General features: G+C 29.7%; 22 protein-coding genes. 16 read left to right on the top strand and 6 right to left on the bottom strand.

Features of this window, described 5'->3' with window-relative positions; genetic code table 11:
• The first annotated feature begins 23 nt into the window (after window positions 1-23).
• From Q0684_RS11690 to Q0684_RS11670, 5 genes are all read left to right on the top strand, one after another.
• Entirely contained in the window at window positions 24-719 is a 696-nt protein-coding gene (locus Q0684_RS11690; protein ID WP_299016927.1) for an ABC transporter ATP-binding protein, read from the top strand.
• Window positions 712-3,249: an FtsX-like permease family protein gene (locus tag Q0684_RS11685; protein WP_299016922.1), complete on the top strand. Its 2,538-nt coding sequence runs from the start codon at window positions 712-714 to the stop codon at window positions 3,247-3,249. The genes Q0684_RS11690 and Q0684_RS11685 overlap by 8 nt, the downstream gene beginning before the upstream one ends.
• A gap of 36 nt (window positions 3,250-3,285) precedes the next feature.
• Window positions 3,286-3,828 carry a pyridoxamine 5'-phosphate oxidase family protein gene (locus tag Q0684_RS11680; protein WP_299016919.1) on the top strand — a complete coding sequence of 181 codons (543 nt, stop codon included), beginning with the start codon at window positions 3,286-3,288 and terminating at the stop codon, window positions 3,826-3,828.
• A gap of 147 nt (window positions 3,829-3,975) precedes the next feature.
• A complete protein-coding gene (locus Q0684_RS11675) occupies window positions 3,976-4,731 on the top strand; it encodes a 5'-nucleotidase (protein WP_299016916.1) in 756 nt (251 codons plus the stop codon).
• 2 nt (window positions 4,732-4,733) lie between these two features.
• Window positions 4,734-5,648 (top strand): metallophosphatase, encoded by a 915-nt coding sequence (locus Q0684_RS11670; RefSeq protein WP_299016913.1) that lies wholly within the window; start codon window positions 4,734-4,736, stop codon window positions 5,646-5,648.
• Between the two features lie 6 nt (window positions 5,649-5,654).
• On the opposite strand, the gene Q0684_RS11665 is transcribed toward Q0684_RS11670, so the two are convergent.
• The 5 genes from Q0684_RS11665 to Q0684_RS11645 form a co-directional block, all read right to left on the bottom strand.
• The gene (locus tag Q0684_RS11665) at window positions 5,655-6,620 is read right to left on the bottom strand and encodes a TIM barrel protein (RefSeq protein WP_299016910.1); all 966 of its coding nucleotides are present in this window, start codon (window positions 6,618-6,620) and stop codon (window positions 5,655-5,657) included.
• A gap of 60 nt (window positions 6,621-6,680) precedes the next feature.
• Window positions 6,681-7,397, bottom strand: coding sequence for a hypothetical protein (locus Q0684_RS11660; RefSeq protein ID WP_299016908.1), 717 nt, complete (start codon window positions 7,395-7,397; stop codon window positions 6,681-6,683).
• 186 nt (window positions 7,398-7,583) lie between these two features.
• The gene (locus Q0684_RS11655; protein ID WP_299016905.1) at window positions 7,584-7,841 is read right to left on the bottom strand and encodes a Txe/YoeB family addiction module toxin; all 258 of its coding nucleotides are present in this window, start codon (window positions 7,839-7,841) and stop codon (window positions 7,584-7,586) included.
• A 1-nt stretch (window position 7,842) separates the two neighbouring features.
• Complete coding sequence (locus tag Q0684_RS11650; protein ID WP_299016902.1) at window positions 7,843-8,097, bottom strand: type II toxin-antitoxin system prevent-host-death family antitoxin; 255 nt, start codon at window positions 8,095-8,097, stop codon at window positions 7,843-7,845.
• A 98-nt stretch (window positions 8,098-8,195) separates the two neighbouring features.
• Window positions 8,196-10,460 carry an acyl-CoA dehydrogenase gene (locus Q0684_RS11645; protein WP_299016899.1) on the bottom strand — a complete coding sequence of 755 codons (2,265 nt, stop codon included), beginning with the start codon at window positions 10,458-10,460 and terminating at the stop codon, window positions 8,196-8,198.
• 214 nt (window positions 10,461-10,674) lie between these two features.
• Here Q0684_RS11645 and Q0684_RS11640 point away from each other — a divergent pair, with 214 nt between their 5' ends.
• The 7 genes from Q0684_RS11640 to Q0684_RS11610 all read left to right on the top strand — a co-directional run bounded on the left by Q0684_RS11640 (window position 10,675) and on the right by Q0684_RS11610 (window position 19,716).
• On the top strand, window positions 10,675-11,274 hold the full coding sequence (locus Q0684_RS11640; protein ID WP_299016896.1) for a DUF6642 family protein: 600 nt from the start codon (window positions 10,675-10,677) through the stop codon (window positions 11,272-11,274).
• Between the two features lie 145 nt (window positions 11,275-11,419).
• The gene (locus tag Q0684_RS11635) at window positions 11,420-12,994 is read left to right on the top strand and encodes a type I restriction-modification system subunit M (RefSeq protein WP_299016893.1); all 1,575 of its coding nucleotides are present in this window, start codon (window positions 11,420-11,422) and stop codon (window positions 12,992-12,994) included.
• 74 nt (window positions 12,995-13,068) lie between these two features.
• Entirely contained in the window at window positions 13,069-14,490 is a 1,422-nt protein-coding gene (locus tag Q0684_RS11630; RefSeq protein ID WP_299016890.1) for a restriction endonuclease subunit S, read from the top strand.
• Between the two features lie 60 nt (window positions 14,491-14,550).
• Window positions 14,551-14,940 carry a hypothetical protein gene (locus Q0684_RS11625; RefSeq protein ID WP_299016887.1) on the top strand — a complete coding sequence of 130 codons (390 nt, stop codon included), beginning with the start codon at window positions 14,551-14,553 and terminating at the stop codon, window positions 14,938-14,940.
• 81 nt (window positions 14,941-15,021) lie between these two features.
• Window positions 15,022-15,576, top strand: a complete 555-nt coding sequence (locus Q0684_RS11620; RefSeq protein WP_299016885.1) for a hypothetical protein — start codon at window positions 15,022-15,024, stop codon at window positions 15,574-15,576.
• 82 nt (window positions 15,577-15,658) lie between these two features.
• The gene (locus Q0684_RS11615) at window positions 15,659-16,843 is read left to right on the top strand and encodes a hypothetical protein (RefSeq protein WP_299016882.1); all 1,185 of its coding nucleotides are present in this window, start codon (window positions 15,659-15,661) and stop codon (window positions 16,841-16,843) included.
• 2 nt (window positions 16,844-16,845) lie between these two features.
• Entirely contained in the window at window positions 16,846-19,716 is a 2,871-nt protein-coding gene (locus Q0684_RS11610; protein WP_299016879.1) for a type I restriction endonuclease subunit R, read from the top strand.
• A gap of 500 nt (window positions 19,717-20,216) precedes the next feature.
• On the opposite strand, the gene Q0684_RS11605 is transcribed toward Q0684_RS11610, so the two are convergent.
• The gene (locus tag Q0684_RS11605; protein WP_299016855.1) at window positions 20,217-21,029 is read right to left on the bottom strand and encodes an RDD family protein; all 813 of its coding nucleotides are present in this window, start codon (window positions 21,027-21,029) and stop codon (window positions 20,217-20,219) included.
• A gap of 22 nt (window positions 21,030-21,051) precedes the next feature.
• Here Q0684_RS11605 and Q0684_RS11600 point away from each other — a divergent pair, with 22 nt between their 5' ends.
• From Q0684_RS11600 to Q0684_RS11585, 4 genes are read left to right on the top strand one after another with little or no spacing between them, the layout of a single operon-like run.
• Window positions 21,052-22,017 carry a stage II sporulation protein M gene (locus Q0684_RS11600; RefSeq protein ID WP_299016846.1) on the top strand — a complete coding sequence of 322 codons (966 nt, stop codon included), beginning with the start codon at window positions 21,052-21,054 and terminating at the stop codon, window positions 22,015-22,017.
• Window positions 22,017-22,739, top strand: a complete 723-nt coding sequence (locus Q0684_RS11595; RefSeq protein ID WP_299016844.1) for a hypothetical protein — start codon at window positions 22,017-22,019, stop codon at window positions 22,737-22,739. Before Q0684_RS11600 ends, Q0684_RS11595 begins: the two co-directional genes overlap by 1 nt.
• Window positions 22,739-23,944 carry a hypothetical protein gene (locus tag Q0684_RS11590; RefSeq protein WP_299016842.1) on the top strand — a complete coding sequence of 402 codons (1,206 nt, stop codon included), beginning with the start codon at window positions 22,739-22,741 and terminating at the stop codon, window positions 23,942-23,944. The genes Q0684_RS11595 and Q0684_RS11590 overlap by 1 nt, the downstream gene beginning before the upstream one ends.
• Window positions 23,945-23,946: 2 nt before the next feature.
• Entirely contained in the window at window positions 23,947-24,966 is a 1,020-nt protein-coding gene (locus Q0684_RS11585) for a MoxR family ATPase (RefSeq protein ID WP_299016840.1), read from the top strand.
• The last annotated feature ends 666 nt before the right edge of the window (window positions 24,967-25,632 follow it).

The following is a 25,632-nucleotide window of genomic DNA, read 5'->3' as shown; positions in this document are numbered from 1 at the left end:
TTTACTTCAAAATTAAGAGATCAATGTCAAAGATATTAAAGATTCAGCAGTTAGAGAAGACTTATAGCAGTGGTTCTAAACAATTAACAGTTCTTAACAATATTTCTTTTGAAGTAGAAAAAGGAAGTGTTTTTTCTATAGTTGGTCCTTCTGGAAGTGGAAAAACTACTTTGTTAGGTTTGTGTGCTGGTTTAGACTACCCAACCACAGGTAAAATTGAATTGTGTGGCACCAATTTAGAAAACTTAAATGAAGATGAAAGAGCTGCTTTACGTAATAAAGAAGTTGGTTTTATCTTTCAGAATTTTCAATTATTACCCACGTTAACAGCTTTAGAAAATGTAATTGTGCCTTTAGAATTACAAGGAGTTAAAAATGCGGCTAAAACCGGAATTGAACTGTTAACCAAAGTTGGTTTAGCAGATAGATTACAGCATTATCCAACTCAATTATCTGGTGGAGAACAACAAAGAGTGGCATTGGCAAGAGCATTTGCTAACAAACCGTCTATTTTATTTGCAGATGAACCTACAGGAAATTTAGATGAAGAAACTGGTGAAAAAGTAATTCAGTTATTGTTTGAATTAAACAAAGAAGCAGGCACAACTTTGGTAATTATAACGCACGATTTAGAATTGGCCAATAGAACCCAACAAATTTTACGTTTAAAAGGTGGTAAAATTATTGCAAACGAAAAAACTGCTGAAATTCATGCATAAAAATACATCAAAAACACCTTTTAATTGGCTTTTAAAAATGGCTTGGAGAGATGGCAAAGCAAGTCTATCTCGATTGTTATTATTTATGGCATCTATTGTTTTGGGCATTGCTGCTGTAGTTTCCATTCAATTGTTTAGCAATAATTTAAAACAGAACATAAAAAAACAATCTAAGTCTTTAATGGGCGCAGATTTTACTATTGATGCTCGTAAAACACCTTCAAAAAAAGTTTTAAAAATAATAGACTCTTTGGGTGCAGATGCTTCTGAAGTAAATTTTGTTTCTATGGCACTTTTTCCAAAAAGAGAAAGTACAAAATTGGTAAAAGTTAGAGCTATGGAAGGTAATTTTCCGTTTTATGGAAAGTTAACTTCAGTTCCTAAAAGTGCAGGAGAAAACTATCAAAAACTAGGAGGTGCCTTGGTGGATGCCACTTTGTTGTTGCAATACAATTTAAACCCTGGTGATTCTATAAAATTAGGTAAGGTAACTTTTCCTATTATTGGTGCGTTAAAAGCAATTCCTGGCAGCACAGCAATTTCTTCTTCTATTGCACCAACAGTTTTAATTCCTTTTTCTTATTTAGAAAAAACCGATTTATTACAATTAGGAAGTAGAAAAGAATACCAATATTTCTTTAAGGCTCCAGAAATGGATTTGGAGTTGTTAAATAAAAAAATAGATACTATTTTAGATGCAGAAAATGCAGATTTAGATACGCATACAAGTACAAGCCAAAGATTAGGCAAAAGGTATGATAATGTGGGGCGTTTTTTAAATTTAGTTGCTTTTATTGCCTTATTATTAGGTTGTATTGGTATTGCAAGTGCTGTACATATTTACATTAAAGAAAAACTAAAAAATGTTGCTATTTTAAAATGTTTAGGCGCTTCTAGAAAACAGACCTTTATCATATACTTATTGCAAATTATTTGTGTTGGCTTTATTGGCGGATTAATTGGTGCATTAATTGGTACAGGCTTACAATATGCTTTTCCTTATATTTTACAAGAGTTTTTACCTTTTTCTGTAGAAATAAGTATCTCATATCAGCCTATTGTAATGGGAATTATATTAGGGATTTTAATGTCCGTTTTATTTGCCTTATTACCTCTATTAGGTACATGGTATGTTTCTCCTTTAGAAGTTTTAAGAGGACAAGAAGAAAACCATCAAAAACCAAAAAAAGCACGAATAATAGTATTTTTAGCCATTTTAGGATTCATCTTTTTGTTTTCTTTTTGGATGCTAAAAGACGCTAAAAATGGATTTTTCTTTACGCTGGCCATTTGCATCATATTTGCCATAATTACTGGAGTATCCATGCTTTTTATACAATTGGTTAAAAAGTATTTTCCCACTTCGTGGGGATTTGCAAGCAGACAAAGTTTATTGAATCTATTTAGACCAAACAACCAGACTTTAGTATTGGTTTTAGCCATTGGTTTTGGTACTTTTCTAATAAGTACCTTGTATTTTACGAAGGATATTTTATTAGCAAAAACGAACATCAACAGTAAAAAAACAGAAGCAAATATTATTTTGTTAGATGTACAAAAAAACCAAGCAAAAGACTTAGTTGCTAATTTTGAAAATAGAAATTTAGAGGTTATTGATAATATACCCATTATTACAATGCGAATTGCAGCAATGCAAGGAAAAACAGCCAACGAAATTAGAAAAGATACTACAATTAGCATGCGAAAATGGATGCTGAATAGAGAATTTAGAGTTACGTATAGAGCTGAATTAAGCGAAACAGAAGAAGTGATAGCAGGAAATTATCTAGGAAAAAAAGAAGATGACAAACCTGTCTACGTTTCTATTTCTGATAATTTGGCAACAGATGCCAATTTAAAAATAGGAGACGCTTTAACTTTTAACATACAAGGTTTGGTATTAGAAACTTTTGTTGGCAGTATTAGAAAAGTAGATTGGAGTAGTATGCAAGTGAATTTTATGGTGTTATTTCCTGAAGGAGTTTTAGAAAATGCACCGCAATTTAATGTGATTTCTACTTTTGCACCATCAGCAGAAAGTGCGGCAGACTTGCAAAGAGATTTGGTACAAAAATTTCCCAATGTTACTATTTTAGATTTAAGACAGGTATTTACCATTGTAGAAGATATTTTAAGCAAAGTAAGTTGGATTGTTAATTTTATGGCGTTTTTTAGTATTCTTACTGGTTTTATTGTGTTGATTGGCTCTGTAGGAAATAGCAAATATCAACGTGTAAAAGAAAGTGTACTATTAAGAACTTTAGGCGCAAAAAGTAAGCAAATTTTAAAAATTACGGCTTTAGAATATATTTATTTGGGTGTTTTAGGTAGTTTAACGGGTATTTTACTTTCTCTAATTTCTAGTCAATTATTGGCAACATTAGTTTTTAAAGAACCTTTTGTTCCGTCTGCAATTCCGTTTGTTGTTTTTCTACCAATAATTACCCTTTTAGTAGTTTTTATTGGGTTGATTAATTTAAAATCGGTAATAAAAAGTCCGCCTTTAGAGGTATTGAGAAAAGAAGTCTAAATTCAAAATTTAAAAAAAAAGTAGCATTTAAAAAATATGATTCCAGAAATTTTAGAAAATTTAAAGCACGAATTGATCAATGGATTTAGTAAAAGAAAACATCCATTTCGTTATTTTACTTTTGGAACACTTCAAAAGAATAATTTAAGATTAAGAACTGTTGTTTTAAGAAAAGTATTACCAGATTTTACTACGATTATTTACACAGATACAAGGTCTGAAAAAGTAGCGCATATTAAAGAAAATAGTAATGTAAGCGCCTTGTTTTATCACCCTAAAAAGTTATTACAAATTCGTTTAGATGGTAAAGCAATTGTAATTACAGATAAAGAGGAATTAAAACCATATTGGAACACGGTTGGAGAAAATGCCAAGAAAGATTATACCACAGATCTGGCTCCTGGCTCTAAAATTAGGAATCCAGATGCTGTAAATTATAGTGATAATGAACCTAATTTTTGCATTATAAAAATTATACCAACACATATTGAATATTTGCAATTGAAACGCCCAAACCATATTAGAGTTGCATTTGATAAAACAGAAAGTGGTTTTGAAGGCAGTTTTTTAGTGCCTTAGAACTTGATCTAAATTAATTTAAACTGTCAGGTTGAGCGCAGTCGAGAACTTGTTCTATTTGAAAATTTAGGATGTAACTGCTCTCAAACACGCATTATTTGGAGCATTAATTAAAAATATATTATTTTAAAAATTCAACCATAACCAATGAAATACATCTCTTTTATTTGTTTTTTACTTTTAGCTATTTCTTGCAATACAGCAACAACTTCGCCTAAAAATCTTACTAAAATTACAGCTAAAAATATCGCTATTGATAGCACTTTAGTTGCTGATGCTAAAATAGATAGTATGATAGCGCCTTACAAAGAAAAGATGGTGAGTGAAATGAATCGTGTTTTGACAAAAACAGCTGTAGATATAACCAAAAAAGCGATTGGCATGCAAAGTACTTTAGGAAATCTAATAGCAGATTTATCCTATGAGATGGCAAATCCCATTTATCAACAAAAAACCAAACAAAACATAGATTTTGCAATGTTTAACAGTGGTGGTTTGCGTGCGCCAATTTCTGCAGGAAATGTTACCAAAGAAAGTGCCTTTAAATTGATGCCTTTTGAAAACGAGTTTGTGGTAGTTGAATTATCTAGAGAAAAAATTATTGAACTTGTTAATTATCTTATTCAAAATAAAACTGCACATCCATTATCTAAACAGATTCAATTAACCATTATTAATGATGATTTTGACTTACTAATTAATGGTAAAAAGTTTGATAAAAACAAGAATTATAGGGTTTTAACATCAGATTATTTACAAACGGGTGGAGATCGTATGAATTTCTTTAAAAACCCAATTTCTCTAACAAAATTGAATTACAAAATAAGGGATGCTATTATCGCTTATTTTGAAAAGGAAGTGGAATTGAAAGCTGTAATTGATAATCGTATAATTGTTCAATAATTATGAAAAGAAGAAAATTTATAAAACAATTAGGAAATGCATCCGCTTTAGCGATGGCAAATGGTCTGGTTTTACCAACCTTAGAAACCACTGCGAAAAAACACATTACAATTTTACATACAAATGATACACATAGTCATATAGAGCCCTTTAAACCAACGCATAATAGAAACCCAAATAGAGGAGGAGTGGCAAGAAGAGCTACTTTAATAGAACAAGTTAGGCACGAAAATAAAAACACGTTGTTGTTAGATGCTGGCGATATTTTTCAAGGAACACCGTATTTTAATTATTTTGGAGGTGAACTAGAATTTAAATTGATGAGTATGTTAAAATATGATGTTGCCACTATTGGAAATCACGATTTTGACAACTCAATAGAAGGTTTGTATAAACAATTGCCAAATGCAAAATTCGACTTTGTTGCTGCAAATTACGATTTTAAAAATACCGTTTTAGACACACATGTTAAACCTTATAAAATTATTGTTAAAGACGACATTAAAATAGGAATCTTTGGACTAGGAGTAGAGTTAGAAGGTTTGGTTGGTAAAAAAATGTACAAAGAAACCAAATATTTAGATCCTGTAACTGTAACACAAGATATTACAGCAAAGTTAAAAAATATTGAAAAGTGTGATTTGATTATTTATCTATCGCATTTGGGGTATTATTACAAGAATAATCCTAATAAAATATCTGATTTAAATTTAGCAAAAATTACAAAAAATATCGATTTAATTATTGGTGGACACACACATACTTTTTTACCTAAACCAACATTGGTGAAGAATTTAGATGATAAAAACATCTTAGTAAATCAAGTTGGTGCTTATGGTGTTAATTTAGGTAGAATTGATTTTTATTTTGATGAAAACAATAACAAAACAAGCTCTGGAACAACAATTTTAGTTTAAAATACATTAAACAGTTTTCCAAACTTCTTGTAAATAGTTCAAATCCTTTTGTATACGTTTTAGAACTTCTTCTTTAGGTATTGTAATCGATTTGCGTCCTTTTTCTGCACCACCTAAATCGTGTTCTACATGCAAAGAAACAGGTACGTTAATGTTGTACTTTTTAAGCAACTTAAAATAACGTTTAAAATCTACCATACCTTTGCCCATTGGTACACTAACAGGTTTCCATTTGCCTTTTACTTTGCTCCATTTTACATCTTTTATAACAATGGAATTGATGTACGGCTTTATAACTTTTAAACCCAATTCCCAACTTTCTCCTCCTTCTATAACTGCATGTCTAATATCATACTGACTGCCAATAAACTCGCCTTTTGTGGCTTCTAAAATGGGAATTAAATCCCAAATTGGGGCGCCTACATTTTTGCCTGTATGATTTTGATAGCCTCCAATAATACCCAACTTTTTATTTAAGATTTCTAAAACTTTGGCTTGTTTACCAAATAAAAGCTGACTTTCTTCTATCGATTTATTTTCTGGGTATTTTAACCAATTGGTTCTATAATGTGTAAATCCTAAATTACTTGCTGTTTTTAATACATTTTGATTTGTCAAATCATTGACATCCCAGACATTGGTAGTCATCATTTTAGTGGTTAAACCTTGTTTTTTGATGGCTTTAACTGCTTTTGGTAAATCCGTTTTTACATTTTCAGGTAATACATGTCCGTTTTTACGAACGGTTAAGTCCAAACCATTAAAACCCATTTCTGCAGCAACTTTAGCCATTTCATCATACTCCAAAAATTGTAAATGTTTAGAAAATAAGTGAATGTCCATTTTTTTTGGAACATCTGTAACATCATCATCAAAACCATTTTGAAAAGAGAGTAGTGGCATACCAACAAAAGCGGTAGCTGCTAATTTTGTAAAATTTCTTCTAGAAGAGTTGTAAGAAGATTTAGGCATTGTTAAGATTATGATTTAATTTTAAGCAAGATAACGATAATAAATCTAGTTGGATATTGCTTATTTCTTCAAAAAATCATATTTTTCAAAATAACTTGTTAACTTTAAAGTAGGTTTAAAAAGAACTTTATGTCCATAAGGAATTGCTGGTCTCACTTCATAAACAACATTGGTACAGCCAATATCGTTCAGCAAAATTTCTAAGGTTTTAACTTTACTTGTAGAATTTGCAACACTTATTTGATGCAGAGAATCTAATTGAGAACCATATCTAACATAAGCTCCAGTGATAAAAGATAATTTTTGTTTGTTCGTTTTAAAAACGTTTGATTTTAAGCTTCCAACAAAAATGCTATCATAATTTTCTTGAATGAAATTCTTAGACTTTATTAACGAGTCGATATTTACAGCATCAAAATCAATGTATTTTTTAGCTGTTCCACGTCCAGAATATTTATAAGTATAATAAGCGTCTAAGGTATCTTTTAGTTTTTTGGAACGAAGTTCATATCTAATATAATCAGTTTTGTTATTTTCAAAAATAGTTAGTTTCAAATCTGTATATAAATTTTGAAACATAGCATCCATCTTTGTATATAATTTTTTCTCTGATGGATGGTATTTCTCTACCAAATCTTTTTCAGTTTCATGTTTTTCACGTCCCATGTAATCGCCTAAAGTTCCCACAGCAAAAGCATATTTATCTAATGGTGTTTTCTCTTTTTGTTGACAACTAAACAGAAGTAAAGCGAGTATAAAAACAATTATTTTTTTCATAAAATTAGATTTTAATTCAAAAATATTTAAATTGTTTTAAGTGTAAAAGTAATAATGAGTAAGTGCTTGGTTTGGATTAGTAAAAAAACCTTTTGAAAAAAGTAAACGATTAATTAGGTTCTTTTCAGGGCTATTGATTAATAGCTTAAAATTTATAGCATATAAGTTAACTTTTAGTACTATTTTTTAATCGTAATGGAACCTACATTTTGCAATTAAAATTTCTCCTTCTTTGTATTGATAAATCAATCGATGTTCGCTATCTATTCTTCTTGACCAAAATCCAGCATATTTATGCTTTAAAGGTTCTGGTTTTCCAATTCCATCAAAAGGATTTCGAGCAATATCTTTAAGAATTTCATTGATCTTTTTTAGTTTTTTCTTATCGATTTTTTGCCAATATAAATAATCTTCCCAAGATTCATCAACGAATGTATACTTCATCTTAATTTTCGATTAGATCTTTGTCTAAAGTCTTTCCGCTTTTTAATTTTTCAATTGCAGCGTCTAATCTTAGTTCATTTTTTCGAGATGAAAGCTCATGATTGGTAGCCATTAAAGAGTTATATTCTTCTAAAGACATCACTACAATTCCAGAATCTTTTCCTCTGTTGATAATTAGAGTCTCAAAATTCTTTGCTACTCTGTCCAAGTACCTTTTAATATCTTTCCTAAAGTCAGAAACAGTTGCTATTTGCATAATTTTGTATTTTATATTGTACAAATATATGTACAAAAATTAATAATTACAATTCTCAAATTTTATCAGATAATAATAAACGGAATTAAATGGATTGTTTAATTCGCAATGGGAGCCTCCAAACAATGTTCAGGAATTCCAAATCCATCAACCAAAACCCCAATATGTGGCCTTAATTCTGTAGAAAGACGTTCTACTCGTTTACGAATTGCTTTCGATTTTGTACCTCCAATATATCCTTGCTCTAAATACCAAGAAGCCTCTTCTTTCATTTCATTTAAGGCGAACAAAGTTCCCAGTTTTTCAAAAAGTTGCTTGTTTTTTTCATCTTCAATAGTAGCCGTAAAATCTACAAAATTATGGTAAGCCAGTGCTATACTATAGGCTTTTCCTAAAGCTAACAAGTGCGTTTGTACTTTTAAAAATGCTTGATACGCAGGTATTCCTTTTTTTACATAATCACGAATACGCATAGCAACTGTATAGGTTAATCTTCTGGTTCGATAATCAAGAGCGTGTTTATGAAATTTTGGATTGTACAAATGCGCTTTGTCTACATTGTTGGTATAAATTGGGTTTATGGTATTAAATTTATCGCCAATTCTATTGCCTAATAATTTTAATACTGCTGTAAAACCAGCACTGTTAAATTCCGATTTAAAATCAGATAAAACCCCTTTTGCAGCCAATTGTAACAAAACGTGATTGTCGCCTTCAAAAGTGGTAAAAATGTCTACATCTCCTTTTAAATCTGCAATTTGATTTTCAATTAAATAGCCTTTTCCTCCACAAGCTTCTCTACATTCTTGTATGGTATCATTGGCAAACCAAGTAATTATAGATTTTAAACCGGCAACTTGAGTTTCTATTTTTCGTTTGTCGGTTGTGTTTTTGTCACTATATACTTTCATTACATGTGTTAAAGTAACATCATACACAAAACAAGTAGCAACAGCTGGCGTTAATCGTAATTGATGACTTGGATAATCCATCAATAAATCTTCTTGAATTTTAATGCTATCATTAAACTGTCTTCTTTTTAAAGCATGTTTTACAGCAATGGCTAACGCCTTTTTTGCGCCACCTAAGCCAGCTCTAGCAACACAAATTCTACCACCAACCAAAGTACCTAACATGGTAAAAAAACGTTTGCTAGGATTTTCTATTTGAGAAAAATACTGCCCATCTTTAGTAATATCACCATATTTATTTAATAAATTTTCTCTTGGCACTCGTACCTGATAAAACCAAATTTTACCATTATCTACACCATTTAACCCTAATTTATAGCCATTATCTTCAATAATTACGCCTGGCATTAAATTGTGTTTTTCATCGCGAATATTTACTAAAATTGCATGTACACCATGGTTTTTACCATTCACAATCAATTGTGCAAAAACAGATGCCATTTTAGAATCTAAAGCATTTCCAATATATTCTTTATTATCATTTTTACCTGGTGTATGTATTACAATGCTATCTGTTTCAGCATCATACGTTGCTGTGGTTTTAATACCTCTAACATTAGAGCCATGGCCCGTTTCTGTCATAGCAAAACAGCCTAAAATATTCGCTTTTCCTGTTTCTAACAAATATTGATCGTGGTGTTTTTTGGTGCCTAATTTTTGAATACTTCCACCAAAAAGTCCAAATTGTACACCAAATTTTATGGTTAAACTGCCATCTACATACATCATGTTTTCAAAAATAGCTGCATAGCCATTCATGTTTTCTGTACCACCATAAACATCTTCAAAAGCCATGGCTCCATAACCTTTGGTAGCCAAATATTTTACTTGTTCTAAAACATGTGCTCTAAAATCTTCTTTAGTTCGTTTAATTTGCCACTTAAAAAGCGGATGATTTACTGTTGCTCTAAAACCATCTATAACAGCAACTTCACTGCCTTTTAAAATAGCATCTATTGCTTTTGCATCGTAAAAATCTGCTGTAGTTTCTTTGTCAATCTCTATTTCAAATAAATGATTGTAATGATTTGGCTGAATGCCTAAATTGATTTCTATATCCTTTAAATGTGGATTAAAAGGACAATCTTCAAAATGATGGCAAATCATTTTCTGACTAAAAGTGGCTAGGGGATAGGTTTCACTTTCCACCAATTTGATATTGGAATTGTCTATGGCGTTTTTCCAATCTTTTAAGGTTTCATTTGCTGGTGGATTCTTTTTATCTAAACAGGCGCTTAAATACGCAAAATCTTCTTTTGTTAGTGTTTTATCTGCTGCCAAAGCTTTGGTAACCACAGAAATTTCTGAATATGACAATAAATCATCGGACCAAATCACATAAAAAAAAGGAATGTATTGTAAAATACCTGGTGTAAAATACTGTTTTTTCATAGTAGTAATTTACGAAAAAATCAAATACTATTTTCAAATAGATAAAAATTGCATTGTTAAATTGTTCTTAACACATTTACAATTTTTAGCATGCTTTTCTTATAGTAAAACTATTATTTACAGAAAAATTTATACGATATCTAGACCATAACTATTCTAAAAATAAAAAAGTTGTTTTAATTTAGCAGTATTGTAATTCTATAAAGCAACAAATTTGTTACAAGAAAGACCAAAACTACCACAAGAACATCTAAAAGAAACCGATTATTTTATTTACTGTTTAGAAGCTGTAAATGATATTGAAACTGATGTAATTACAGAAACTCAAAAAGATTTATTGCAATTAACGGCGCAATTTGGTATTGCTAGTATTCATAAAACTTGTGACACTATAGAAGGTTTAGAAGATAGTTTAACGGTTTTATTATCTGACGATCATAACTTTAAAGATTACGAAATTATTTACCTAATTATAAATGGCGAAGGCAATAATGTGTGCATAAACGATTACTATTATAGCTTACAAGAAATAGCAGAATTGTTTGAAGGTAGGCTACAAGGTAAAATTTTACATTTTTCTAATGCCAAAATTTTAGATTTAGACGAAGAAGAAGCGCAATATTTTTTAGACATTACAGGCGCAAAGGCTGTTTCTGGCTATGGCAATCCGTTTCACGGAATTGCAAGCACGCAATTAGACAAAGCTTTTTTTAATCTTTTTAACGAAGATGAAAACATTTTGGAGGTTGTAGAAGAATTGCATCAAAAGTTTTATAAGGCTTGTAAATTGTTAGATTTTAGGATGTATTATTAGAGAGAACTCAATTAAAGTATAGATTTTATTTTTTTAAAATCAGCCTTAATTTCCCTTTGTACAATTCAATTTTTTCCTTAATTTTAAAAAAAAAGAATTGCACTTGTTTATGAAACCAATTTCATAACAAAAATTACACATTTCAATGTCAGAAAACCAACTACAATTGCACCAAACTTTATGGAATATTGCCAACGATTTACGTGGTAATATGGATGCAGACGATTTTAGAGATTACATCTTAGGCTTTATTTTTTACAAATACCTAAGTAAAAAAATGAGCTTACATGCCAATATTATTTTAAAGCCAGATCTTTTAAGCTATGATGATGTTTTAGGTCACGAATCTGAAGAATTGCTTTTACAAGAAATTAAATTTTCTTCTTTAGACGCTTTGGGTTATTTTTTGCATCCTACAGAATTGTTTGATGAACTCGCCAAAAGAGGAAATTCTGGTGGTGCAAACAAATTTATTTTAGAAGATTTACAAAAAGTACTCACCAATATAGAACAAAGTACTATGGGCAGTGAATCTGAAGAAGATTTTGGCAATCTTTTTGAAGATTTAGACCTAACCAGTTCTAAACTAGGTAAAACCGAAGAAAATAAAAACGATTTAATTGTAAAAGTATTAACACATTTACAAAGTATCGATTTTGATTTGGCAAATAATGAGAATGATTTGTTAGGCGATGCTTACGAATATTTAATTGGACAATTTGCATCTGGAGCAGGGAAGAAGGCAGGCGAATTTTACACACCACAACAAGTTTCTAAAATTTTAGCACAATTGGTAACCACCAATAAAGAGCGTTTAAAATCGGTTTACGACCCAACTTGTGGCTCTGGTTCTTTGCTATTGCGTGTGGCAAAAGAAGTAAAAGAAGTTGGCGCTTTTTACGGACAAGAAAGCAACCCAACTACGTACAACTTGTGTAGAATGAACATGATAATGCACAATGTACATTACAAAAAGTTCGATATTTATAATGAAGATACGTTAGTAAACCCGTCTCCAAAACATTTAGAAACCCAATTTGAAGCCATTGTTGCCAATCCGCCTTTTTCTGCAAAATGGAATCCAGATAGCATTATAAGCGACGAGCGTTTTTCGCCTTATGGCAAAATGGCACCAAAAAGTAAAGCAGATTTTGCTTTTGTACAACACATGGTGCATTTGTTAGACGCAAACGGAACAATGGCCTGCGTTTTACCACATGGTGTTTTGTTTAGAGGCGCTGCAGAAGGGCATATTAGAAAATATTTAATTGAAGATAAAAACCAATTAGATGCTGTTATTGGGTTGCCCGCCAATATTTTTTATGGTACAAGTATACCAACATGCATATTGGTTTTAAAAAAAGACAGAAACAGCCATATTGAGCGCAGTCGAAATATTTTGTTTATAGATGCCAGCAACCATTTTGAAAAAGTAAAAACCCAAAATGTATTAACAGATGCGCATTTACAAGACATTATACAAACCTACAGAAACCGAGAAACCAAAGACAAATACAGTTATGTTGCCACTTTAGACGAAGTGAAAGAAAACGACTACAATTTAAACATACCACGTTATGTAGATACCTTTGAAGAAGATGAGCCTGTAATTTTAAACGATGTTGCCAAAGATTTAAAAGCATTAGAACAAGAAATAGCAGCCACAGACAAAACCATTGCAGACTTCTGCAAAGAATTAAATATTGATACACCATTCTAAAAGTCATTGCGAACACCCCAAACGTCATTGCGAACGCAGTGAAGCAATCTTAAATTACAAACTAACCAATTAAAATGAACAACTCACAAACCAATAAAACAGCGCGTACAACAGATTGCTTCGTACCTCGCAATGACAAATCAAACGTCATTGCAAACAAACCAAACGTCATTGCGAGTGAGGAACGAACGAAGCAATCCGTTTCTTTAATTCCCAAACTTCGTTTTAAAGAGTTTGAGGGGGATTGGTTACTTGATAAAATGGACAATCTTACTTCTTATGTTGATTACAGAGGAAAAGCGCCAGAAAAAGCGAGTAAAGGAATATTTTTAATTACAGCAAAAAACATAAAAAAAGGATATATTGATTATGAAAAATCTAAAGAATATGTTCCTGTGCAAAATTATGATTTAGTAATGAGTAAAGGTAAACCAGAAATAGGAGATATTTTATTTACTACTGAAGCACCGCTTGGAAATATTGCTCAAGTTGATAAACAAAAAATAGCTTTGGCACAAAGAGTTATAAAATTAAGAGGTAAAGAAAAAATAGAAAATTTGTATTTACTTCATTATATGCTATCTCCAGTTTATCAAAAATTAATTAATAGAAAAGCAATTGGAACTACAGTTCAAGGTATATCTGGTAAAGAATTACGAAAAACTAAAGTAGGTTTCCCTACCCTAAAAGAACAACAAAAAATAGCCACATTTTTAACAGCAGTAGACACTAAAATACAACAACTTACCAAAAAGAAAACGCTTTTAGAAGCCTACAAAAAAGGCGCAATGCAACAAATTTTTCCTTCGGCAAACTCAGGACCAAAATTGCGTTTTAAACCAGACGTCATTGCGAACGATAGTGAAGCAATCTCAAAGTTACAAAACGCAAATTCTAGTTTCCCAGATTGGGAAGAGAGGAGGTTGGGGGAGATTGGAGAGTTTAAAACAAGTAGTGTAGATAAAAAAATAGTTCAAGGTCAAAAGATAATTAATCTTGTAAATTATATGAATGTTTATAGACATGAAGAAATTCTTAATAAAAACCTACATAATTTAATGGAAGTTTCGGCAAATGAAACACAGTTAAAAATGTCAGATTTAAAAAAAGGAGATATTTTATTTACACCATCTTCTGAAACACCTTCAGATATAGGGCATTCAGTAGTAATTTTTGAAGATTTAAAGAATACATTGTATAGCTATCATTTAATAAGATTTAGACCAAAGTTAAAATTAGATTTAATGTATTCACATTACTTTTGTAATACTCAAAATGTTTTAAGACAAATAAGTCGTTTAGCTACTGGAAGTACACGTTTTACAATATCTGTAGATTCTTTTTCAAAAATTAAAGTTTCTTTACCATCCTTAAAAGAACAACAAAAAATAGCCAATTATTTAAGTGCTATAGACGCAAAAATAACCACAGTACAAACGCAAATAGAAAAAACACAAACGTTTAAAAAAGGTTTGTTGCAACAAATGTTTGTTTAAAAACAAAACAGTTTTAAAGTTCTTTATTATACTAATATAGAAACTTTAAAAAAATATAAAATGAAAGAAAAAGATAAGATAAGAATAAAAGAAGGAACAGAAGGTTTTATTAAAATTAAAAACTCAGTCATGTCAGATTTCAATAGGCAACAAACTTATTCTGGTTTAGTTAAAGGTTTAAAGTTTTGGTTTATTCAATTTGGTAAAGATCATGACTTGTTTCATCAATCTGGATTTATTGATAATGAACACTTTACAACAACTCTAACACAAAAAGGTATTGATATTATTGATACAAAAAATGGTTTTAAAAAGTATTATATCAGTAATGTCATAAGAAAACAAAAATTAGAAGATTATAAATATTATTCAGTTAAATATTGGTGGTTACCAATTTTGATTTCAATAATCGCCATTATAATTTCTTTGATTAGTTTTATAAAAAAATAGACAACCTTCAAACACAAATAGCAAAAATACAAACCTTTAAAAAAGACTTGTTGCAGGAAATGTTTGTTTAGAATAATAGTTATGAAAAAAGAATTTTTAAATAACGAAATTTGGATACTCACTTTTGGTGGCGCTTTTCAACGTGCCAATATTTATAAAGAAAACTATTCCGAAAAGATTAGAACGGAATTTAGAAAAGCTTTACGTAAAGAAGTAGAAAAAATTGTTGCTAAAAAATACCATCAAAAAGTAGAGCAGGAGCAACATATTGAAAGTATTTATGAATTAGTTAAATATAGCCAAAACCTAAGAATTGAGGGAAATTGTATTCCAATTAACTTTGGAGTTGGTCAAAAATTAATCAATCTTTATTTAAAATATTTGTGGTGTTTAAAAGAAGTACAAGAGCCACCTCATTTTCCTATAGATAGAATTATACAAGAAAAAATCATTAAAATATTAAAAGCGAATAATTTAGATGCTTTCCAACTTTTACCTTGGACTCAATTTGAAGATGAAACACATTACGAATTAGTTATTGAGAAAGCGAAATTAATAACCAAAAATGTAGAAGATTACAAAGGTTTATCTTTAGCAGAATTAGAGTTAAAAATATTTGATAGGAGTAATTTATAAGTTAAAAAAATACTTATCTCTAGGTATATTTAACAATAATTGCATTTCCTATTTTTATGGTTAACCAAAAAAATTAAATATTATGAAGATTGTAAATAATTTATTAGTCATTTTATTTGTGTTAAGTTATTTCAATAGCTTTTCACAAGATGTGCCTTATCAACTTTATCAAAGAGATTTAGAGGCCACAGATACCAAAGATGCTTTGTTTAATGACAAAATGTTAAACGTCTTTTTTGCCAGTGAAATAGGTACTGCTTTTGCAGGTTCTAATAATTTATCATTACAAAAATTTTATGCAAGTATAGACGCAAGCGATAAATCTTTATCAATAGGTTTTAATTATGATTCTAGAACTAAAAATAAGCTTCAAAGATTAAAATATATTCATAGTGGTAATTTTAAAATAAAGTCATCAAATAAATTTGCTACATTATTTGATTTTAGTGAAGAAGAAGCTTTTCAGAAAAATAATATAGGATTTACTTATAAATTTTCAATAATTGGAAGAGGTATTTTAAATTTTAAAAACACAGATGGCTTAGACAGAAAAGCAACCATAAAAAGAAATAGAGCTAAATTATATAAAGAATATAATACAGTGTCAGATAATGCAGAAGAGTTATATGTAGAAATGGTAGAAAAAGAAATTAAATATATAAAAGCAAATAACCTTTATAATTATCAATGGAATCATTGGTACTCTTTAGAAGTTTATCTGCCTTTTGGTGAAAAGACTTATCAGGTTTCGCCAAATATAACTGTTGAAGACAAAGAACATAGTTTTTGGGAAGCTTCTGTAAGTTTATCAGCAAATACAATGTGGGAATTCTCTAAAGGTTACTCTATATTCTTGAAGGGATTATTTAATGCAAAGAATAATAACAATCTTTTAATAGAGAATCTTAGTCCAAATGTATTTCAAACTTTAGAAACAGGTTTTAATAATACTAGTGTAATTACTAATACTGAAAATATATTTATTGCAGATTATAATCCTTTTGTGACACCATCCATATTGTTAGAACCAGCCTTTTTTGTTAACACCAATTTTGGGTCTTTTGGATTTAGTCCTTCAGTAGAATTTAACTTTGGAACTTATGACGGAATTAATTGGAAATTAGGCGTACCAATAAGTTTAAATGATAGTGAGGGAAAACCTAAAGTAAATTTTGAAATTCAATGGAAAGAAATTAAAACACTTAATTCTAATGTTCACTTAATAGGCTTAAGTACTAACTTCTTATTTGGTGATTTAATTAATTAACTATGACAAAAACATCTGAACTTACCCTAGAAAACAACCTAATTAAACAATTAGCAAGTTTAGGCTACACTAAAGTTACTGTTTTAGACGGAGAAGCTTTGGTTGCTAATCTAAAAACGCAATTAGAGCGTTTTAACAATTGTGTGTTTTCTAACAAAGAGTTTGGTAAAATACTGAATCACTTAGAAAAAGGTAATGTCTTTGAAAAATCGAAAACGTTAAGAGGTCGTTTTCAGTTTGAAAATGATCGAGGAGAAGCTACCTACATTCGTTTTTTTAATAGCGAAGATAATAGCAAAAATTTATACCAAGTAACCAACCAAATTACGCAAAAAGGTACCTACAAAAACAGATATGATGTTACTTTATTGGTAAATGGTTTGCCTTTGGTACAAATAGAATTAAAAAGGCCAGGTTTAGAAATTAAAGAAGCGTTTAATCAAATTAATCGTTATCAACGTCATTCATTTTGGTCTAATTATGGTTTGTTTCAATATGTACAATTGTTTGTAATTAGTAATGGCGTAATTACAAAATACTTAGCCAATAATGCTTTACAGTCTGTTAAACAAACCTTTTATTGGGCAGATGCACACAATAAAAATATTAAAGAATTAACACCTTTTGCAGATGCATTTTTAGCACCAAATCATTTGGGTAAAATGCTTGCGAAATATATTGTGAGTAATGAAACACATAAAATTTTAATGGTATTAAGACCCTATCAATTTTATGCCGTAGAAAATTTAGTTGCACAAGTACAAAACACCCAAGAAAACGCCTATATATGGCACACCACAGGTTCTGGTAAAACCTTAACTTCTTTTAAGGCAAGTCAAATTATTATGAATTTGCCAACTGTAGACAAAGTGTTGTTTGTGGTAGACAGAAAAGATTTAGACTACCAAACCATGAAGGAGTTCAACAGTTTTAAGAAAGATTCTGTAGACGTTACCAACAATACTAGTAGTTTGGTAAAACAATTGGCAGACGATTCTAAATTGGTGTTAAGCACCATACAAAAACTAAACAATGCCATTTCTAAAGAGCAGTATAAAAAGAAGTTAACGCATTTAAAATCTCAAAAAATAGTTTTAATTTTTGATGAATGCCATAGAAGTCAGTTTGGAGAAACCCATAAATTAATAACCAATTATTTTACCAATGCACAATTATTTGGTTTTACAGGAACGCCAATTTTTGCAGACAATGCTTCTAAAAATACTTTAGGTAAAAGAACCACCAAAGATTTATTTGGGAACTGTTTGCACAAATATGTAATTACAGATGCCATTGCAGACGATAATGTACTAAAATTTGGGATTGAATATATTGGGAGATATAAGAAAAAGAACAATACCTTATTAGATATTGATGTAGAAGATATAGACAAAAGCGAGGTTTTTAAAGATGAAAAACGTCTTGAAAAAATTGCAGATTATATTATAAAATATCACGATACAAAAACAGATTATAAAAACTTTTCTGCGTTGTTTGCAGTATCAGATATTAAAACATTAATTAAATATTACGATATTTTTAAGGCGAAAAAAATAGAAGGGAAGCACAATTTAAGAATTGCCACTATTTTTTCTTACGGTGCAAATGAAGCCAATGAAGATGCACAAGATTATTTACCAGATACAACAACACAAGCAGCTGCAGAACCTGATTTAAGTTATGCTAGCCATTCTAGAGAAAAATTAGACGAATATATTGCAGATTATAATGCCATGTACAACACAGGTTTTTCTACAAAAGATGGTGTACAATTTGAGAATTATTTTAAAGATATTTCTAAACGATTAAAAGACAGAGAAAAGAAATCTTTTAATGATGCTAAAGATAGATTAGACCTTGTTATTGTGGTAAATATGATGTTGACTGGTTTTGATGCTAAGAAAGTAAACACCTTGTATGTAGATAAAAATTTACGTCATCATGGATTAATTCAAGCTTTTTCAAGAACCAATAGAATTTTAGGCGAAAAGAAATCGCAAGGAAATATTTTGTGTTTTAGAAACTTAAAAAAAGCTACAGATGAAGCCATTACTTTATTTTCTAACAAAGATGCAAAAGAAACTATTTTAACGCCAGATTACGAAAACGTAGCTAAAAAGTTTGATGAATCTTTAGAAGCTTTATTTAAAATTACACCCACACACCAAAGTATAAATAATTTGGTAGGAGAGGAGCAACAATTCCAATTTGTGCAAGCGTTTAGACGTCTTTTAAGAGCAAAAAATGCTCTAGAATCTTATGTAGATTTTGATTGGGAAGATTTAGGGATAGATGAACAAACGTTCTATAAGTACCAAAGTGAATATTGGGAATTACACGATCGTGTAAAACAAGAAAACACCACACAAAAAACATCAATTTTAAATGATGTAGATTTTGAGTTGGAATTGATACATAGAGACCAAATAAACGTAATTTATATACTGCAATTGCTAGCAAAATTAACATCTGCCACAAAAACAGAAGCTCAACAACAGAAAAAAGCCATTATAGATTTATTAGGTGGCGATGTGAAGTTAAGAAGCAAAAGAGAATTGATAGAAAAATTTATTGAAGAAAACTTACCAAATATCACAGATGCAGATGCCATTACAGATGAATTTGAACAATTTTGGAAAGAAGAAAAATTCTTAGCCTTGTCTAAAATTTGTAAAGAAGAAAATTTAGACCAACAACAGTTTAACGCTTTAATACAAAGTTATACCTATAATGGTCAAGAGCCTATTAGACAAGATATTTTTAAATGTTTAGACAATAGACCAAGTATTTTAAAAGCGCGTGAAATTGGCGATCGAATTATTCAAAAAATGAAAAAGTATATCGATATTTTTATTACAGGAATGACAGGTTAATATTTTTGAGAACAGTCAGTTTAAAAAATTTGTAGTTTAAAGAAATCACAATTTACTTAATATAATTATTGTTGATAATAGCTTATTCATAGAATCTCTATAATTATGTTAAATAGCATCTATAAAGCTAATTTTAGTTCATTTTTATAAACCGTCTGAGAATCGCGTATTTATAAAAACCAATACAATTGTATCGTAAATTAAATTTAGCCAAAGGCAGAATTGATAATTTTTAATCATAAAAAGCCATAAGATTTTCTGTAAATAGAATTCCTGTCGAACACTAACATATTATAAAATTATGATTCGCAAATAATTTATTTAGTTTATAATCCACAATTAGCTTAACATAATTACTATCGATATAAGTCTAAAGACATTATATCTGCAATTATGTTAAATATCGCCCAAAAGCGCTATTTCGCTAATTGTTATAAAATGTACTATAATTTATATTATGTTAAATAGAATGTTTAACACCAAAACTCAATAACGAACTTCTACATCTTCTCTGTATAAAAATTGTAATCTTTTAAAATTGCGTCAATAAATTCTGCATCCGTTTTATGCTTGCTAACAATGCCTGTAACTTCTATAATTTTAGAACGCAATTTAATTTGAGTTTTATAATCGTTAAACTTTCTAGCCGTTATAAAAGTTTCTTTAATAATTCGCACATCATTGTCAGATAATTTAATCACATTAGGATACGTTGGTCTGTAGGTTTCCACCAAATCTTCTAGAATTGTATCAGAGAATTTAGCGGCATCTTTCACATCAATTACAATAGTATTTGCAATAATATCTCCAAAACGCTGATTTTTTTTAGTAAAGGCTATCAATAATAAACCCACTACTTTGCCAAAAATAAAAAGTATTCCAATTAAAATTTCTGATTTGGTTCTATTTTCCGCGTACACATAAACTGCTAAAAGAATAAATAAATTAAAATCTACAATTCTTAAAAACCATCTAATTAAAAAATCTGTGGTACTTGGTTTAAAACCCTCTTCATTTATTACCTTAAGATGTACCAACTTTTTACCTAGAGTTTGCCCATTTAACAAAATTTCTGAATACAAGGTATAAAATGTAACGGGTATTAAAACTAGTATACCTACGGCTTGTATGGTCCAATTGTCACCAGAATACAATTTTTCTACAGCTTGAAAATCAAACACATAGTAAATAAAAAACACGTAAGCAAACTTAATTACATTGTCTAAGGCAAAAGCTAATAAGCGCTGACCAGCATTAGCAACCGTAAAATTTATATTTACATTTTGTGCAGCTTTTATTTGGAGTGTTTTCATGCAATGATTAAATTCGCTATTAATGAGAGAGGTCGCTTTTATAAAGCAAAATAAAGAAAAATGGCTCGAATTCGAACAAGTTATTGCAAATAAATCGAAAAAAAGTCCAGATAACATTGCCAACCTGCATATAAAAATCATGAATGATTTGGTATATGCCCAAACCTATTACCCTAAAAGTAAGGTTACTACCTATTTAAATAAATTGGCAAAACATAGTTTTGATAAGGTTTATCACACCAAAAGAAGAGATCAGAATGTGTTTCTTTATTTCTTTTTTGATAAAGTGCCACTACTCGCCTATCAATACAGAAAATACATTTATTTATCTTTTGCTTTCTTTTTCATCTGTTTTTTTATTGGTTTATTGTCTACTTTTAACGATGAAACCTTTGCCAGACAAATATTAGGAAACGAGTATGTAGATCAAACTTTAGAAAATATAGCAAGTGGAGATGCTATGGCCATTTACAAAGGTGGTAGCAATTGGGGTACTTTTATTGGCATTTACAACAACAACCAAAGAGTTGGCTTAAATATGTTTTTATCTGGCTTATTTTTAGGTTTAGGCACTGGTTATTATGTGGTTGTAAACGGAATTATGGTAGCTGTTTTTCAGGCTTTCTTTTACCAACAAAATAGTTTATTTGATAGTATTAAAGGGATTTGGATTCATGGTACTTACGAAATTTTTGGGATTATTATAGAAGCAGCAACAGGCTATATTATTGGAGCAAGTATTTTATTTCCAGGTACTTTAAAACGTTTCGAATCTTTTAAAAATGGTATGCGAGACGCTTTTTATATTTTTATAAGCACCATTCCCTTTACAATTATGGCCGCGTTTTTAGAAGGTTACGTAACGCGTTATTCTAATATTATGCCCACAATTTTGTGTTTTGCAATCATACTTTTTAGTTTGGCTACTATTAGTTATTACTACTTAATTTTGCCTTTTAAAGTGGCAAGAAAACACCAATTACGTTAATGAAAAAAATACTTTTCTTTTTTATTTTCGTGCAGTTTAGCTTGCTTTCTTATGCGCAATATGAAATTGAAGTTTTAGATTCAGTTCCCGCTATAAAAGATACTACAAACTACGTTAAATCTTTAGACTATACTTTACTTAGAAAATTTGATGAAAATTTTAAAGAAAGGTATGCAGATGATGATTTTATTTATAAAGAAGAAAAAGAGGAAAAACCAAAAAAGAGCTCCTCTCCTACTGATTTTAGTTTCCTAAAAGGAATTTTCTCTTTTTTACAAACCATTTTTCCTTTTTTATTAGGTGGTTTTGTTATCTTTTTAATTCTGAAGTTGGTTTTGGGTGCAGAACTAGGCTTGTTCAATTTTAACAAAGGAAAAAAGAAAGTAGCCGAAAAACTAATTTATGAAGAAGATGATATACATGATGTTGATTTGGAAAGTTTACTTAAAAAAGCAATAGCCGCAGAAAATTATAGACTAGCCATTCGTTATGCATATTTAATTGTTTTAAAAGAATTATCTACATATAAATTAATAGATTATCATAAAGATAAAACCAATACTGAATATAAATTTGAACTAGAAAAGGGCAAAATTAGAGAAGATTTTTCTTATTTAGCCTATGTTTACACTTATGTTTGGTATGGCGAATTCCCAATAAGTAAAGAAGAGTTTGCTAAAGTGCAAACAAAGTTTTCATCGTTTAAAACCAATTTAAAATAATGATGAAAAGCAGTTTACATAAAATATTTTTTCTCTGTTTTGCAGTTGGTTTTATCAGTTGTAAAAAAACAGATTGGCAAGAGAATTATAGAGAAAAAGAGAAAAGTCCGTTTGGGAATTACATTATTTTTAATGAAGCTGAAAGCCTATTTAAAAATCAAGAAATAGAAGTTTTACAAGAACATTTTTACGATTATACCTTGTTTAATTATGATGAGGATTCTATCAATAAAAAAAGTTATGTATTAATTAAAGACATTGGTTTCAAGCAGAATTCAGAGGGCAACAAAGCACTTTTAGAATTTGTAAAGAACGGAAACACTGCCTTTATAGCGTTAAACTATTTTAGATCAGATTTTAAAGACGCCTTAGAATTTACAACCAATTCTTTGGATAAATTCTCATATAATCGAGTCAATTTAAAAAAGTTATCTGGTAAATTTTCTTTGAAACACTATCATTTTAAAGATTCCGTTTACAATTTTGAAAGAAATATTAGAACACAATATTTTTTAGAATTTAATAAAAAGAAAACCATTGTTTTAGGTACTACAGAAATTGGTGGAGAACAACTCCCTAATTTTATAAAAATTTATCATGGTAAAGGGGCTTTCTACTTACACATAAACCCTGTAGTTTTCACCAATTATTATCTTTTAAATGATAAAGAAGATTATATTGAAAAGGTATTTTCTTACTTACCTAAAAATACAATTTTATGGGATAAACACATAAAAAATAGCACTTATGGTGCAAAACCAAAAGCGCCATCAATTTTTAAGTTCTTTTTAAAACACCCAACACTAACTTGGTTTTTAGGGGTTGCTTTTACAGGTTTATTATTATTTATGCTGTTTAATGCCAGAAGAAAACAACGCGCAATACCCGTTATTGCACCTTTAAAAAACACAACTGTTGCCTTTACGCAAACTATTGCAAACTTGTATTTAAGTGAAGGCGATCATAAAAATTTAGTAGATAAAAAAATAGCTTTTTTCTTACAAAAAGTACGCTCTAAATTTCTGTTGAATACCAACAATTTGAATACAGATTTTATTGGTAAATTAGCATTAAAATCAGGTAACGATTTGCAAAAAACAAAGTATTTAATAAATACTATTATTGCTTTAAATAAAAAGACAACTTGTTCTGAAGAAGAATTAATTGTCTTACACAAAATGATAGAAAAATTTTTGAATAAATAACTATGGAAACACCAGATATAGAAAACACAAATCCTGAAGAAAACAATGCAGATTTAGCATTTACAAACAGAATAGATTTGTCTGAATTACAAGAAAGTGTAAACAACATAAAACAACAATTAAAAAAAGTAATTGTTGGGCAGAAAAATATGTTAGACTTGTTGTTGGTAGCGTTACTTTCTGATGGACATGTTTTAATTGAAGGTGTGCCAGGTGTAGCAAAAACCATAACCGCTAAATTGTTAGCCAAATCGATAGAAATTGGCTTTAGTAGAATACAATTTACGCCAGATTTAATGCCTTCAGACATTTTAGGAACTTCTGTTTACAATCAAAAAACTACAGAATTTGAATTTAAAGAAGGCCCTATTTTTTCCAATATGATTCTTATTGACGAAATTAATAGAGCACCTGCAAAAACACAGGCGGCATTGTTTGAAGTAATGGAAGAACAACAGGTAACTATAGATGGTAAAACCTACAAAATGGACTTGCCTTTTATGGTTTTGGCCACACAAAACCCAATAGAACAAGAAGGTACATATCGTTTACCAGAAGCACAATTAGATCGTTTTTTGTTTAAGATAAACGTGTCTTATCCAAATTCTGAAGAAGAATTTGAAATTATTTTAAGAGAACAAGCATTAAAAGACGGTAATAAAATACAAGCAATAGAAAAAGTAATTTCTGGAGCTAAAATTATGGAATTTAGAAGTTTGGTTTCTCAAATTGCTATTGAAGAAAACCTTTTAAAATACATTGCCAATATTGTAGTAAATACAAGAAGTAATTCGTTTTTATATTTAGGTGCTTCTCCTAGAGCAAGTATTGCAATTTTAAATGCTTCTAAAGCGTTTGCAGCTATCGCTGGAAGAGATTTTGTAACACCAGAAGATATTAAAAGTGCAACAATACCTGTTTTAGAACACAGGGTAATTGTTACACCAGAAAGAGAAATGGAAGGAATTACCACCACACAAATTATTAGTGAAATTATTGAAACTGTAGAAATACCTAGATAATATTTTTATTGGTTTGTGGTTGATGGTTGATGGTGTTTAGTGTTTAGTGTTTAGTGACAAGTTGTAAAAATATAACCTGTCATTTCGAACGAAACGCAGTGAAGTTGAGAAATCTAGAAACTAAAACCTTTAGATTTCTCCATAAAGTCGAAATGACATTTAGAATTTAAAAAAATAGTAAAAATATAACCTGTCATTTCGAACGAAACGCAGTGAAGTTGAGAAATCTACAAACTAAAACCTTTAGATTTCTCCATAAAGTCGAAATGACATTTAGAATTTAAAAAAATAGTAAAAATATAACCTGTCATTTCGAACGAAACGCAGTAAAGTTGAGAAATCTATGAACTAAAACCTTTAGATTTCTCCATAAAGTTGAAATGACATTTAGAATTTAAAAAAATAGTAAAAATATAACCTGTCATTTCGAACGAAACGTAGTGAAGTTAAGAAATCTACAAACTAAAACCTTTAGATTTCTCCATAAAGTTGAAATGACATTTAGAATTTAAAAAAATAGTAAAAATATAACCTGTCATTTCGAACGAAACGCAGTGAAGTTGAGAAATCTACAAACTAAAACCACTAAATTTCTCCATAAAGTTGAAATGACATTTAGAATTTAAAAAAATAGTAAAAATATAACCTGTCATTTCGAACGAAACG

The organism is uncultured Polaribacter sp., assembly GCF_947503875.1.
Lineage (GTDB): Bacteria > Bacteroidota > Bacteroidia > Flavobacteriales > Flavobacteriaceae > Polaribacter.
The sequence above is the reverse complement of the archived record's forward strand: the minus strand, read 5'-3'. Positions and strand labels throughout refer to the sequence as shown.